The organism is Streptomyces sp. MUM 2J (genome assembly GCF_022414535.1).
In the GTDB taxonomy this organism is placed as follows: Bacteria; Actinomycetota; Actinomycetes; order Streptomycetales; family Streptomycetaceae; genus Streptomyces.
The window spans coordinates 1-14193 of record NZ_JADWYM010000013.1; the positions used below are offsets into that span (position 1 = coordinate 1).

Annotated in this window: 13 protein-coding genes; all 13 read left to right on the forward strand. The window is 73.6% G+C overall.

Going from position 1 to position 14193, the window contains the following annotated elements; all coding sequences use genetic code 11:
• Positions 1-461: biotin/lipoyl-containing protein (locus I3F54_RS13805; protein WP_240119023.1), on the forward strand; the 461-nt coding region annotated here is incomplete at its 5' end.
• 5 nt (positions 462-466) lie between these two features.
• Positions 467-1432, forward strand: coding sequence for a hypothetical protein (locus I3F54_RS13810; RefSeq protein WP_240119024.1), 966 nt, complete (start codon positions 467-469; stop codon positions 1430-1432).
• Positions 1433-1565: 133 nt separating this feature from the next.
• Positions 1566-3032, forward strand: coding sequence for an FAD-dependent monooxygenase (locus I3F54_RS13815; RefSeq protein ID WP_240119025.1), 1467 nt, complete (start codon positions 1566-1568; stop codon positions 3030-3032).
• A gap of 92 nt (positions 3033-3124) precedes the next feature.
• Entirely contained in the window at positions 3125-3454 is a 330-nt protein-coding gene (locus tag I3F54_RS13820) for a TcmI family type II polyketide cyclase (RefSeq protein WP_240119026.1), read from the forward strand.
• Positions 3451-4722 (forward strand): beta-ketoacyl synthase, encoded by a 1272-nt coding sequence (locus I3F54_RS13825; RefSeq protein WP_240119027.1) that lies wholly within the window; start codon positions 3451-3453, stop codon positions 4720-4722. Before I3F54_RS13820 ends, I3F54_RS13825 begins: the two co-directional genes overlap by 4 nt.
• Positions 4719-5939: a ketosynthase chain-length factor gene (locus I3F54_RS13830; protein WP_240119028.1), complete on the forward strand. Its 1221-nt coding sequence runs from the start codon at positions 4719-4721 to the stop codon at positions 5937-5939. The genes I3F54_RS13825 and I3F54_RS13830 overlap by 4 nt, the downstream gene beginning before the upstream one ends.
• A 224-nt stretch (positions 5940-6163) precedes the next feature.
• On the forward strand, positions 6164-6436 hold the full coding sequence (locus tag I3F54_RS13835; protein WP_240119029.1) for an acyl carrier protein: 273 nt from the start codon (positions 6164-6166) through the stop codon (positions 6434-6436).
• A gap of 356 nt (positions 6437-6792) precedes the next feature.
• Positions 6793-7578, forward strand: coding sequence for a 3-oxoacyl-ACP reductase FabG (gene fabG / locus I3F54_RS13840; protein WP_240119030.1), 786 nt, complete (start codon positions 6793-6795; stop codon positions 7576-7578).
• Between the two features lie 42 nt (positions 7579-7620).
• On the forward strand, positions 7621-8568 hold the full coding sequence (locus I3F54_RS13845; RefSeq protein ID WP_240119031.1) for an aromatase/cyclase: 948 nt from the start codon (positions 7621-7623) through the stop codon (positions 8566-8568).
• 3 nt (positions 8569-8571) lie between these two features.
• Positions 8572-11262 (forward strand): SDR family oxidoreductase, encoded by a 2691-nt coding sequence (locus I3F54_RS13850; RefSeq protein WP_308373481.1) that lies wholly within the window; start codon positions 8572-8574, stop codon positions 11260-11262.
• Positions 11263-11266: 4 nt separating this feature from the next.
• Entirely contained in the window at positions 11267-12745 is a 1479-nt protein-coding gene (locus I3F54_RS13855) for an MFS transporter (RefSeq protein ID WP_240119032.1), read from the forward strand.
• 133 nt (positions 12746-12878) lie between these two features.
• Positions 12879-13328, forward strand: coding sequence for an acyl carrier protein (locus I3F54_RS13860; protein ID WP_240119033.1), 450 nt, complete (start codon positions 12879-12881; stop codon positions 13326-13328).
• On the forward strand, positions 13325-14191 hold the full coding sequence (locus tag I3F54_RS13865) for a 4'-phosphopantetheinyl transferase superfamily protein (RefSeq protein ID WP_240119034.1): 867 nt from the start codon (positions 13325-13327) through the stop codon (positions 14189-14191). Before I3F54_RS13860 ends, I3F54_RS13865 begins: the two co-directional genes overlap by 4 nt.
• Positions 14192-14193 lie beyond the last annotated feature (2 nt).

Sequence of the window (14193 nt, forward strand, 5' to 3'; positions counted from 1 at the left end):
TCACGGTCCACACCCGCTGGATCGAGACCGAGTTCGCCAACCACCTCACCCCCTTCACCACCCCCGCACCCGACCAGGAGGAGACGGCGGGCCGGGAACGGGTCGTCGTCGAGGTCGGGGGTCACCGCCTCGAAGTGACGCTGCCCGCGTCCCTCGGCGTGGTGCCCGAGCGGCAGCCGGGTCTCGTCGGCGCCGCCGCCCGGCCCCGCCGGCGCGGCGGCGGCGGGGCCGGTACGGCCGTCTCCGGCGACACCCTCGCCTCGCCCATGCAGGGCACCGTCGTCAAGGTCGCCGTGGAGGACGGCACCCGGGTCGAGAAGGGCGACCTGGTCGTCGTCCTGGAGGCCATGAAGATGGAGCAGCCGCTCAACGCCCACAAGTCCGGCACCGTCACCGGGCTCACCGCCGAGGTGGGCCGGGCGCTCTCCTCCGGTGCCGCCGTCTGCGACATCAAGGACTGATCCACGTGGCAGCACTCACCTACTCCGACGCCGTGAGCGAGGCCCTGACGCGGCTGCGTCCGGTGGGCTTCGAGCACGGCCGGAGCTTCGTCAACCACGCCCCGATGGCCGCCGAGGCCATGGCCTACATGGGATACGCCGACGAGGTGCCCGGGTGGGTCGACCGCAACCTGCGCAGCCGCTCCTACCACGACGTGCCCGAGCGACGCTGGGCCATCGACCCGACCGACCCCGCCGACTGGCAGGCGGCGCTCGGCGAGTTCGCCCGGGTCGCCGACTGGACCGCGCTGTTCGAGCGTGAGCTGACCTACGCCCCGTGGACCGAGGTGCTCGCCCACTGGTGGCCGCGCCTGCTGCCCGGCATGTCGGGCATGCTGACGCACGGGGTGATCCGCACCGCGCACGCCGTGCGCGCCGTGGCCGCGGCCGGCGACGACAACCGGCTGCAACTGGGCGAGCTGGCCCACGGGCTCGGCTACTGGGCCGCCCGCCACTCCACCCGCGGAGTTCCCGTGGACACCGCCGGGCCCGACGCGCAGGACGTCCGCGACGACGACGGGCGGGACCCGGCCGCGCGGGCCCTGGACGAGTTGGTCGCCGAGTACTCCGGCGTCTACGCCACCGTCGCCCAGCACAACCCGATCCCGCTGATCCACGCGGTGACCGGGCCCGCCGCCGTGCGGCTGGTGGTCGAGCACCTGCCGCCGGCCCAGCGCTGGCCGTCGTACCGCACGGCACGTGCCGTCAGCCGCACCATGCTCGACTGGTTCCACGCCACACCGCGGCCGGCCGCCCCGCTGCCCGAGGCACCGGACGCGGAGGAGGTCTTCGCCGACGCCGTGCAGATCGGCGACGAGCACACCATCAAGCTCGCCGAAGTCGCCGTCCGCCACGACGCGTACGCCCCCGACCCGCGGCACACAGCCGCCGCGCACGTGGCCAACCAGGCCATCGGGCGCCTGTACCTGTGAGCCCCGTCCCCTGCCCCCTTCTTCCCGTGCGGCCCACCCCGGCCCCTCTTCTGCGAACCCCGGCCCGGTGCGGCGCACCCCGCTCTGACCCGTTCCTTCCCCGCCCGGAGGGCGGGTTGTCCCGAGGAGTGTCATGGACGCACAAGTCATCGTCGTGGGCGCCGGCCCGGCCGGCATGATGCTCGCCGGCGAGCTCAGGCTGGCGGGCGTCGACGTCGTCGTGCTGGAGAAGCTGGCCGCGCGCACCGGCGAGTCGCGCGGTCTCGGCTTCACCGCCCGCACCATGGAGGTCTTCGACCAGCGCGGCCTGCTGCCCCGCTTCGGCGACATCGAGGTCAGCAACGTGGGCCACTTCGGCGGCCTGCCGGTGGACTTCGGTGTCCTCGACGGAGCCCACCAGGCCGCCAAGACCATCCCGCAGTCCGCCACCGAGACGGTGCTGGAGGAGTGGGCCACGCAGCTCGGCGCGGACATCCGGCGCAGCCACGAGGTGATGTCCGTCAAGGAGAAGGAGGACAGCGTCGAGGTCGAGGTCCGCGGCCCCGACGGCGAGCACCGGCTGCGCGCCGAGTATCTCGTCGGCTGCGACGGCGGCCGCTCCACCATCCGCAAGGCGGTCGGCTTCGACTTCCCCGGCACGGCCGCCACGCTGGAGATGTTCCTCGCCGACGTGCGGGGCATCCAGCTGGAGCCCCGGATGATCGGCGAGACCCTGCCCGGCGGCATGGTCATGGTCGGTCCGCTGCCCGGCGGCGTCACCCGGCTCATCGTCTGCGAACGCGGCACCCCGCCGCAGCGCCGCGAGAAGCCGCCGACATGGGAGGAGGTCGCCGCGGCCTGGCAGCGGCTGACCGGTGACGACATCTCGCACGCCGAACCGGTGTGGGTGTCCTCCTTCGGCGACGCGACCCGCCAGGTCACCGAGTACCGGCGCGGCCGGATCTTCCTCGCCGGCGACTCCGCCCACATCCATCTGCCTGCCGGTGGCCAGGGCATGAACACCAGCATCCAGGACGCGGTGAACCTCGGCTGGAAGCTCGGCGCGGTCGTCCGCGGCCGCGCCCCCGAGACCCTGCTCGACACCTACCACGGCGAACGCCACCCGGTGGGCCGGCGCCTGCTGATGAACACCCAGGCCCAGGGCCTGCTGTTCCTGTCCGGGCCCGAGGTGCAGCCGTTGCGCGACGTGCTGACCGAGCTGATCCGCTACCCGGAGGTCAGCCGCCACTTCGCCGCGATGGTCTCCGGCCTGGAGATCCACTACGACGTCGACGGCGGCACCCACCCGCTGCTCGGCCGCCGGCTGCCGGACGTCGGCCTCACCGGCCACAAGCTGGTGTCCTCCAGCACCGAGGCCCTGCGTGCGGGGCGCGGCGTGCTGCTGGACCTCACCGGCAACGAGCGGCTGCGGGACCGCGCGTACCCGTGGTGGGACCGGGTCGACGTCGTCTCCGCCACGCCGGTCCTGCCCGAGGGCAGTGTGCTGGAGGGCACCACCGCCGTCCTCGTCCGCCCCGACGGCTACGTGGCCTGGGCGGCGCCGGGCAGCCACGCCGACCTGCCGATGGCGCTGGAGCGCTGGTTCGGCCCGGCCCGCTGACACCGCTCGCCGGCGCGGTCCCCCTGCACCCCTCGCCGGCACCGCCCCGACGACACCCGCGCTGCCCCCTGCGTTCCCCTTAAGGAGATCCCATGCACAGCACGCTGATCGTCGCCCGGATGGACCCGGGCAGCAGCGAGGAAGTGGCCCGCCTGTTCCGGGAGTTCGACGGCACCGACATGCCGCACCTGATGGGCACCCGGCGCCGGCAGCTCTTCGCCTACCGCGGGCTCTACTTCCACCTTCAGGACTTCGACACCGACAACGGCGGCGAGCTGATCGAGGCGGCCAAGACCGACCCGCGCTTCGTGCAGATCAGCGACGACCTGAAGCCGTTCATCCAGGCGTACGACCCGGCCACCTGGCGGTCCCCCGCCGACGCGGTCGCCACGCGCTTCTACGACTGGGAGGGCCGGGCGTGAGTGCCAGGCGGGTGGTCATCACCGGAGTCGGCGTCACCGCTCCCGGCGGCGTGGGCACCAAGAACTTCTGGAACCTGCTCAGCGAGGGCCGCACGGCCACGCGGGGCATCACCTTCTTCGACCCCTCCTCGTTCCGCTCCCGGGTCGCGGCCGAGATCGACTTCGATCCGGAGGAGCACGGCCTCAGTCCCCAGGAGATACGCCGCATGGACCGGGCGGCCCAACTGGCCGTGGTCAGCGCCCGCGAGGCCCTCTCCGACAGCGGACTGGACCTGTCCGGCGCCGACCCCCACCGCGTCGGCGTCACCCTGGGCAGCGCGGTCGGCGCCACCATGGGCCTCGACGAGGAGTACCGGGTCGTCAGCGACGGCGGCCGGCTGGACCTGGTCGACCACACCTACGCGGTGCCGCACCTGTACAACTACCTGGTGCCCAGCTCCTTCGCCGCCGAGGTGGCGTGGGCAGTGGGCGCCGAGGGTGCCACCACCGTCGTCTCCACCGGCTGCACCTCCGGCCTGGACTCCGTGGGGCACGCCGTCGAGCTGATCCGTGAGGGCTCGGCGTGCGCCATGGTGGCCGGGGCGACCGACGCCCCGATCTCGCCCATCACCCTGGCCTGCTTCGACGCGATCAAGGCCACCACCCCGCGCAACGACGACCCCGAGCACGCCTCCCGCCCCTTCGACGGCACCCGCAACGGGTTCGTGCTCGGCGAGGGCTCGGCGATGTTCGTGCTGGAGGAGCTGGAGAGCGCCAGGGCGCGCGGCGCGCACATCTACGCCGAGATCGCCGGCTACGCCTCCCGCTGCAACGCCTTCCACATGACCGGACTGCGTCCCGACGGCCTGGAGATGGCCGAGGCCATCTCCGTCGCGCTGGACGAGGCCCGGCTCGCCCCCGAGGGCATCGACTACATCAACGCACACGGTTCCGGCACCAAGCAGAACGACCGGCACGAGACCGCCGCCTTCAAGAAGAGCCTCGGCGACCACGCCTACCGGACCCCGGTCTCCTCCATCAAGTCGATGGTCGGGCACTCGCTCGGCGCGATCGGCTCGATCGAGATCGCCGCGTCCGTCCTCGCCATGGAGCACAACGTGGTGCCCCCGACGGCGAACCTGCACACCCCCGACCCCGAGTGCGACCTGGACTACGTGCCGCTCACCGCGCGCGAGCACCGCACGGACGCGGTACTGACCGTCGGCAGCGGGTTCGGCGGCTTCCAGAGCGCGATGGTGCTGGCCCGACCGGAGAGGAGCGCCGCATGAGCACGTCCACCCCGCGGACCGTCGTGACGGGTCTGGGCGTCGCCGCCCCGAACGGCCTCGGGACGGCGGACTACTGGGCGGCCACCCGCTCCGGCAAGAGCGGCATCGCCCGCATCACCCGCTTCGACCCGTCCGGCTACCCGTCCAGGCTGGCCGGACAGGTGCCGGGCTTCAACGCCGCCGACCACCTGCCCAACCGGCTGCTGTCGCAGACCGACCACATGACCCGGCTGGCGCTGGTCGCCACCGACTGGGCGCTGGCCGACGCCGGTGTCGACCCCGCCGAGGTGCCCGCGTACGACATGGGCGTCGTCACCGCCAGCTCCTCCGGCGGCTTCGAGTTCGGCCAGGGCGAGCTGCAGCGGCTGTGGAGCCAGGGCAGCCAGTACGTCTCGGCGTACCAGTCCTTCGCCTGGTTCTACGCGGTCAACAGCGGCCAGATCTCCATCCGCAACGGCATGAAGGGCCCCAGCGGCGTGGTCGTCTCCGACCAGGCCGGCGGGCTGGACGCGCTGGCCCACGCCCGCCGCCAGATCCGCAAGGGCACCCAGATCGTCGTCTCCGGCGCGATCGACGCCTCCATCTGCCCCTGGGGCTGGGTGGCCCAGCTCGCCGGCGGCCGGCTCGCCACCTCGGAGGAGCCCGACCGCGCCTACCTGCCCTTCGACGCCGCGGCCCGCGGACACGTGCCCGGCGAGGGCGGCGCCATCCTCATCCTGGAGTCCGACGCGTCGGCCACCCGACGCGGCGCCCACGTCTACGGTGAGATCGCCGGCTACGGCGCCACGTTCGACCCGGCGCCCGGCACCGGCCGCCCGCCCGGCCTCCGCAAGGCCGTCGAACTCGCCCTCGCCGACGCGGGCGTGGACGCCGGTGACGTCGACGTCGTCTTCGCCGACGCCGCGGCGGTGCCCGAGCTGGACCGGTCCGAGGCGGAGGCGATCAGCGCCGTCTTCGGCCCGCACGGCGTGCCGGTGACCGCTCCCAAGACGATGACCGGCCGCCTGTACTCGGGCGCGGCCCCGCTCGACGTGGCGACGGCCCTCCTCGCCGTCCGCGACGGCGTCGTCCCCGCCACCACCAACGTCGACCCCGACCTCTCCTACGACCTCGACCTCGTCACCGGCGAGCCCCGCGCCACGGAGGTCCGCACCGCCCTGGTCCTGGCCAGGGGCCACGCGGGCTTCAACTCGGCGGTCGTGGTCAAGGCGGCGTAGCCCCGGCCACGGACGCCCCCCGGCCCGCCCCTCGGCGCACCCTCCCGGAAGGCCCGCCGCCGGGCCGGGGCGCCGGCGGGGCCCGGCCGTCCCTCGAACGCGCCCGTCCGCCCGGCCCGCTCCGTCTCTCCCACGCCGGGGCCGGGCGGCGGGCGTTGCTCACGTCCGGTGCCCCGGGAGGCATTTCCGGGGGCCGGACCTCCAGAAGAGAAAGGACATGCATCGTGGCCACCCAGCCCTTCACCCTCGACGACCTCAAGCGCATCCTGCTGGAGGCCGCCGGGGCGGACGAGAACGTCGACCTCGACGGGGACATCCTCGACACCGACTTCGAGGAACTCAGTTACGAGTCGCTGGCCATCCTGGAGACCTGCGGCCGGATCGAGCGCGAGTACGGCATAGAGCTCGACGACACCGTGGTGACCGACGCGAAGACGCCCCGCGCCCTGCTCGAGGTGGTCAACACCCAGCTGGCCGACGTGGCGACCGCGGCCTGATCCACTCCCGGACCCGGGCCGGTCGGCATCCGGTCCCGGGCTGATCCACGCCTGGTCCCGGGCTGATCCAGGCCCGGTTCCGGCACGCGTCCCGGCCGTCCCGGGCCCCCACGGCAGCGCCGTCCGGGCAGGCGCCGAGGCGTCGCCGAGCCGGCGCAGAGCCGTGGTCGTGCCGGGGAGCGGCCGCCGTACCCCCGCGGCACCGCCGTCGTGCGGCGGACCAGACCCCCTCGGCACCCCCTGGGCAGCCGGTGGCCCGCTCCGCCCCCCGGAGCCGGCCACCGGCGGCCTCACCCGGTATCCGGACCCCGACCGGATCCGGCCCCGCAGACACACGCCTACAAGGAGCAGCAGTCATGTCCGACAAGCACCAGCGGGTCGCCCTCGTCTCCGGGGCCACCAGCGGAATCGGCCTCGCCGTGGCCCGGCTGCTGGCCGAGCAGGGTCACCGGGTCTTCATCGGCTCCCGCGACCCCGAGAACGTCGCCACCACCGTCAAGGAACTGCGCGCCGAGGGTCTGGAGGTCGACGGCACCACCCTCGACGTGCGTTCGGCGCTGTCCATCGACAACTTCGTGACGGCCGCCGTGGAGCGCTACGGCACCGTCGACGTCCTGGTCAACAACGCGGGCCGGTCCGGCGGCGGTGTCACCGCGGACATCGACGACGAGCTCTGGTACGACGTCGTCGAGACCAACCTCAACAGCGTCTTCCGGCTCACCCGCGCCGTCCTCAACACCGGCGGCATGCGCCACAAGGACCGCGGCCGGATCATCAACATCGCCTCCACGGCCGGAAAGCAGGGCGTGGTCCTCGGCGCCCCCTACTCCGCCTCCAAGCACGGCGTGGTCGGCTTCACCAAGGCCCTCGGCAACGAACTCGCCCCCACCGGCATCACCGTCAACGCGGTCTGCCCCGGCTATGTCGAGACCCCGATGGCCCAGCGTGTCCGCGCCGGCTACGCCTCCACCTACGGCACCACCGAGGACGCCATCCTCGACAAGTTCACCGCGAAGATCCCCCTCGGCCGCTACTCCACCCCCGAGGAGGTGGCCGGCCTGGTCGGCTACCTGGCCTCCGACACCGCCGCCTCCATCACCGCCCAGGCCCTCAACGTCTGCGGCGGCCTCGGCAACTTCTGACGACCGGCCGGCACACCCCGTACCCCTGCGAGGAGTTCACCCATGTCCGCATCCCAGCCGCGGGAAGTCGAGCACGAGATCACGGTCCTTGCACCGGCCGCCGAGGTCTACCGGCTCATCGCCGAGGTGGCGAACTGGCCCCGGATCTTCCCCCCGACCATCTACGTCGACCATCTGGAGCGCTCCGGCAGCGAGGAGCTGATCCGCATCTGGGCCACCGCCAACGGCGAGCCCAAGAGCTGGACCTCGCGCCGGGTCCTGGACCCCGAGAACCTGCGGATCACCTTCCGCCAGCAGGTCTCCACCCCGCCGGTCGCGAGCATGGGCGGCACCTGGATCATCGAGCCGCTCGACGACACCAGCGCCCGCATCCGCCTGCTGCACGACTACACCGCCGTCGACGACGACCCCGAGGGCCTCGCGTGGATCGACGAGGCCGTGGACCGCAACTCCCGCTCGGAACTCGCCGCGCTGAAGACCAACGTCGAACTCGCCGCGGCGTCCGAGGAACTGACGTTCTCCTTCGAGGACACCGTCGACGTCGACGGCTCCGCCAAGGACCTCTACGACTTCGTCAACGAGGCCGGTCTGTGGTCCGAGCGGCTGCCGCACGTGGCGACCGTGCGGCTGACCGAGGACACCCCGGGACTGCAGGAGCTGGAGATGGACACCCGGGCCAAGGACGGCTCCACGCACACCACCAAGTCGTACCGGGTCTGCCTGGACGGCCGGAAGATCGCCTACAAGCAGACCACCCTGCCGGCCCTGATGAACCTGCACACCGGCTACTGGACCTTCCGCGAGACCGATGACGGCACCACCCGCGCCTCCTCGCAGCACACCGTCGTGCTGCGTCCCGAGAACATCCAGAAGATCCTCGGGCCCGAGGCGGGCGTGGCCGAGGCCAGGGAGTACGTGCGCACCGCGCTGAGCACCAACAGCCGCGCCACTCTCGGGCACGCCAGGGCGTACGCCGAAGCGAGGCGCTGACCCGTGGCCGGGACCGGCGCTGTCGATACGCACGTCGTCGTGGTCGGCGCCGGGCCCGTCGGACTGATGCTCGCCGGGGAACTGCGGCTCGGTGGCGTCGACGTGGTGGTGCTGGAACGGCTCGACGCCCCGACGGCGGAATCACGGGCGTCCACGCTGCACGCGCGCACCATGGAGATCCTCGGCCAGCGCGGACTGCTCGACGGCTCGGCCGTCGGCCTCGGTGGCGGCGGTGGTGGAGGCGCCATCGGGTTCGGTGGTCCGCTGCCGCCGCGCGAACCGAAGGGGCACTTCGGCGGGCTGCCGATGGACCTGACGCTGCCCAGTGCCTTTCCGGGCCAGTGGAAGGTGCCGCAGACCCGTACCGAGGAGATCCTCGGCGCCTGGGCGACCCGGCTCGGCGCGCAGATCCTGCGAGGTCACCGCGTCACCGGCCTGACCCGGCACCCGGACCGGGTCACGGTCACCGCCGAGCACGCCGGAGGCCGGCGGGAGTTCAGCGCGCTGTACGCCGTCGGATGCGACGGTGAGCACTCCGCCGTGCGGCGGCTGGCCGGGATCGCCTTTCCCGGCAACGACGCCGAACGCGAACTGATCCGCGCCGACGTCGACGGCATCGAGATCCGGGGCCGGCGCTTCGAACGGCTGCCGAACGGCCTGGCGATCGCCGCCCGCCGGGGCGACGGCGTCACCCGCGTCATGGTCCACCGGTTCGGCACCCCACCGCGCGGAGCCGGCGAGGCACGGTTCACCGACATCGTCTCCGCCTGGCGGGACGTCACCGGTGAGGACATCTCCCACGGCATCCCCCTGTGGGTGAACTCCTTCGGCGACGCCTCCCGGCAGGCCGGGCGCTACCGCGACGGGCGCGTGCTGCTCGCCGGCGACGCCGCCCACCAGCAGATGCCGATCGGCGGACAGGCTCTCAACCTCGGCCTCCAGGACGCGGTCAACCTCGGCTGGAAACTCGCCGCGACCGTACGCGGACGCGCCCCGGAGGGGCTGCTCGACACCTACCACCGGGAGCGGCACGCGGTGGGCCGCCGCGTCCTGTCCAACATCCGCGCACAGGCGCGGCTGCTGCTCGGCGGGCCCGAGGTGGAGGCCCTGCGCACGGTCATCGGCGAGCTGACGGCCCACGAGCCGGTGCGGGCGCATCTGGCCGGGATGATCAGCGGACTGGACGTGCGGCACGGCGCCGACCACGTGGACGGCGCGCGGGACGTGCGGGGCGCGGCGGACGTGCGGGGCGCGAGCGCCGTGCACGGCGCGGGAAGCACGGGAAGCACAGGGAGCGCGGCCGGGGCTCGTGAGACGGGCGGGGCGGGCGGCACGCAGCGTGCCGGTAGCGCCGGTGACGCGCGCGGCGCCGACCGCGTGCACGGCGCACACGCGGCGCAGAACGCGACCCGAGGGCGCTCGCTCGTCGGCGCGCGCCTGCCCGAGGCGCCGCTGAAGGACGTCACGGGCGCCGCCGCCGCGACCACGCTCCAGCTGCTGCGCCCCGCGCGCGCTGTCCTGCTCGTGCTGACCGCCGACGCCACTCGGCGCGCACGCCTCGCAGAGCCGGCAGGTGACTGGTCGGGCGCCGTCGACGTCGTGACGGCCCGCCTCGGCGCCCCCGACGCCGGAGCGCTGCTCACCGGCGTCGCCGCCCTCCTCGTACGGCCCGACGGGTACATCGCGTGGGCGGGGGACGCACCGGACGGCCTCCACGCGGCGCTCGCACGATGGTTCACGCCCGGCGCCTCCGCGCCCGAACAGGCACGCGACGCATCGTCCACGCCGAGCGCTCCGACGCGCGCGCGGGCGCGCGATCAGCACACGAGCTCCTCCACCGTCGGCGCGCACCCCCGGATCCCACGCTCCGGCACGCACGACGGCGCACAGCACACCCACACGCAACCCATCGGCAGGACCAGGAGAAGGAACATGGGCAACCTGACCGGCAAGACCGCGCTCGTCACGGGCGCCAGCCGAGGCATGGGCCGGGCCACCGCCGAGCGGCTGGCCCGGGACGGCGCGCTCGTCGCCGTGCACTACGGCAGCAACGAGGAGGCCGCGGCCGAGGTGGTCGCCGGGATCGAGCAGGACGGCGGGCGGGCCTTCGCCGTACGGGCCGAACTCGGCACGCCCGGTGACGTGCACGAGCTCTTCCTCGCGCTGGAGGAGGGACTGAAGGAGCGCACCGGCTCCACCGAGCTGGACATCCTGGTCAACAACGCCGGTGTGATGGGCGGGGTGAAGCCGGAGGACACCACTCCGGAGCAGTTCGACCGGATCGTCGCGGTGAACGCCAAGGCGCCGTTCTTCATCATCCAGCGGGCGCTGGCGAACATGCCCGACGGCGGGCGGATCGTGAACATCTCCTCCGGCCTGACCCGCTTCGCCAACCCCGACGAGATCGCGTACGCCATGAGCAAGGGCGCCGTCGAGCAGCTCGCGCTGCACTTCGCCAAGGCGCTCGGCCCGCGCGGCATCACCGTCAACAGCGTCGCCCCCGGCATCACCCGCAACGGCAACCCGCTGTTCGACGTGCCGGAAGCGGTGGAGGCGATGGCGGCGCTGTCGACGTTCAACCGGGTCGGGGAGCCCAGGGACGTCGCCGACGTCGTGGCCTTCCTCGTCTCCGACGACGCGCGCTGGGTCACCGGCTCCTTCGTGGACGCCAGCGGCGGCACCCTCCTGGGCTGACGCCATGGCCGGGACACATCCGTCGCCCATGGCCGGCCCGGCCCAGGAGCGGTTCGGCCCCCGCCTGTGGGGGCTGCTGCTCGTCCTGGCCGGCAACATGCTCATCGACGCCCTCGAAGTGTCCGTGGCGGTCGTGGCGCTGCCGTCGATCGGCACGGACCTCGGGCTGGCGCCGACCGGAGCGCAGTGGGCCATGACCGGATTCGCCGTCGGCTTCGGCGGACTGATGCTCTTCGGCACCCGGGTGGTGAACCTGCTGGGCCGCCGCCGGGTCTACCTGGGGGCACTGCTGGGCTTCGCCGTGGCCTCGCTGCTCAGCGCGGTCGCGCAGGAGCCGTGGCAGCTGGTGGCCACCCGGCTGGCCAAGGGGTTCTGCGCGGCGCTGACGGCGCCCACCGGGCTCGCCATCATCTCCACCGCCTTCCCCGAGGGGCGGCCCCGCGCCCGTGCCATCTCCGTCTACACGCTCTTCGGTGCGGGCGGCTTCACCGCGGGACTGCTGCTGTCCGGCTGGCTGACCGGGCACACCTGGCGGCTGGCGTTCGCCTTCCCGGCGCCGGTCGTGCTGGTGCTCTTCGCCTTCGGGCTGCGGCTCGTTCCCGAGCAGACCGCGCCCCCGGGCACGCCCCGGCGCTATGACCTGCTCGGCGCCGCCGCGTTCACCGGTGCCCTGCTCGCCCTCGTGTCCGGCATCACCGCGCTGCCCGGACGTGGCGTCAGCGACCCGCGAGCCGTCGGGCCGCTGGCTGCCGCGGCCGGGCTGCTGGTGCTGTTCGTGCTGGTGGAGCGGAGCACGGCCGACCCGCTGGTGGACGTGCGTCCGCTGCGCAGCCCCGCGCTGAGACGTTCGGCGCTGGGTGCGGCCTGCCTCAACGGCTCGTATCTGGGTCTGCTGTTCGTGCTGACCTACCAGATGCAGACCGCAGCCGGCTGGTCGCCGCTGACGAGCGCGCTGGCGCTCGTGCCGGCCGCGGCTCCGCCGGCGCTCACCGCGCTGTCCTCGGGGCGGCTGGTCGCCCGGTTCGGCGCCCCGCGCCTCATCGCGGCGGGCGCCGCCTGCGCGTTCGCCGGGTACCTGCTGCAACTGCGGCCGTCCTGGCCGCTGGACTACGTCGGGCGGATCCTGCCGACGCTGCTCCTGGTGGGCGCCGGGTTCGTGCTGTCGTTCGCCGCGCTGAACATGAGGGCGACGTCGCAGCTGGCCCCCGCCGAACGCGGCGCCGCCAGCGGCCTGTACCAGACGGCCGTCCAGCTCGCCGCGGCCGTCGCGGTAGCGGCCGTCGCCGCACTGCTCGCCGCCGCGGACCCCGGCACGACGCCGGCACAGGCGGTCTCCGCCTGCCGGCCGGCCCTGGTCCTGGTGGCCGTGCTCGGTGGCGCCGGGCTGCTGGTCGGGCTCACGGGACTGACCCGGTCCGGAGCCTCGGCCACGGCCACGCCCTCCGCCACGGCCACCGGCGCACCGCGCGCACCGCGCACCTGACGCGGCGGCACCCGCGGCCCTCCGGCGCTTTCGGAGCGCCGTGGGCGTCCGCGGGCCCCGGGCGCCGGCCCTCCCTCGGGCGCCCGCGGGGCTCCTCCTCCACCCCACACCTTTTTCCGACGGGGGAACTTCCATGGATCAGACAACGAAGACCTGGGTCTTCGACGATCTCGACGATCTGGACGACCCGGACTACGAGTTCGAGCACGACCACGCCGTCGAGGTACGGCCGCCGAGCCTCTCGCGGCTGGCCTCCTGCGGCACGGCCGAGCGCACCCGCCTCATCGACGACTACGTGCGCGCCGAACTCGCGCGCGTGCTGCGGATCCCGCCGGACACCATCGACACGGCCGGCCGCCCCATGAACAGTCTCGGCATCGGTTCCATCACCGGCCTGGAGCTCCAGCGCCGCATGGAGGCCGTCCTCAAGGTCGACGTCAACCTCAACATGCTGCTGCGCGCCAACAGCGCCGCAGAGCTCGTCGACTGCCTGGCCGGTCAGCTCGGCCCCGAGGACAACCCCCACAAACACGGCGGACAGCGCGACCACCTCGTCTCGCACGACCTTCCGAGTACGACGTGATCGGGGAACTGGTGGCCCGCGGTGACCTGAGGAGCACCGCGGCAGGGCTGCCGGACCCGGGACGGCTCGACGTGTGGCTGGTGCGCCGCCCGCGGCTGGAGACGGCCGCCGACCTGCTCGACCTGTCCGATCTCAGCGACGCGGAGCGCCGGCGCACCGCATCCTTCGTACGCCCCACGGACGGGATCACCTACGCCTCCGCGCACGTGGCGCTGCGCCGGCTGCTCGGCCGCTACCTGGGGCTGGCGCCGCAGGACGTGCCCTTCGTGCGGGAGCCCTGCCCCGGCTGTGCCGAGCCGCACGGCAGGCCTGCCGTGGCCCACCCCGACCCGCCACTGCACTTCTCCCTGGCGCACAGCCACGGTGTGGCCGTCGTCGCCGTCTCCCGCACCGTCATCGGCGTCGACGTCGAGCGGCTGCCGCGGGACGAGACCGTCGAGGTGTGCGCCCCGGCGCTGCACCCGGGGGAGCAGGCCGAACTGACGGGCCTGGAGACCGAGGAGCGGCGCGCCGCCTTCGGACGGATCTGGACCCGCAAGGAGGCCTACCTCAAGGCGCTGGGCACCGGGCTGTCCCGGGACCCCGCCCACGACTACCTGGGTGCCGACCCGCGTCGTCGGCCCGACGGCTGGACGCTGCTGGACCTGCCGTCCGGTCCCCGGCACAACGCCGCCGTCGCGGTGCTCGGCGGACCCCCCGACCGGATCGTGCTGCGCTGGCTGCCGCAGGACGCGCTGCACGCCGGCGGCACGGTGGACCTGGAGGCCGACCAGCAGGTGCTCCGGCAGGGCGGCCAGGAGACGGATCCGCACGGCGTGGACAGCGACGGCACGACCACCCTCGTACCCGACTGGGGAGCGTGAGG

Excerpts from the sequence above, each read along its gene's own strand:
- I3F54_RS13815 (WP_240119025.1), top strand. The coding sequence starts at position 1,566 with ATGGACGCACAAGTCATCGTCGTGGGCGCCGGCCCGGCCGGCATGATG.
- I3F54_RS13820 (WP_240119026.1), top strand. The coding sequence starts at position 3,125 with ATGCACAGCACGCTGATCGTCGCCCGGATGGACCCGGGCAGCAGCGAG.
- I3F54_RS13830 (WP_240119028.1), top strand. The coding sequence starts at position 4,719 with ATGAGCACGTCCACCCCGCGGACCGTCGTGACGGGTCTGGGCGTCGCC.
- fabG (WP_240119030.1), top strand. The coding sequence starts at position 6,793 with ATGTCCGACAAGCACCAGCGGGTCGCCCTCGTCTCCGGGGCCACCAGC.
- I3F54_RS13845 (WP_240119031.1), top strand. The coding sequence starts at position 7,621 with ATGTCCGCATCCCAGCCGCGGGAAGTCGAGCACGAGATCACGGTCCTT.
- I3F54_RS13855 (WP_240119032.1), top strand. The coding sequence starts at position 11,267 with ATGGCCGGGACACATCCGTCGCCCATGGCCGGCCCGGCCCAGGAGCGG.
- I3F54_RS13860 (WP_240119033.1), top strand. The coding sequence starts at position 12,879 with ATGGATCAGACAACGAAGACCTGGGTCTTCGACGATCTCGACGATCTG.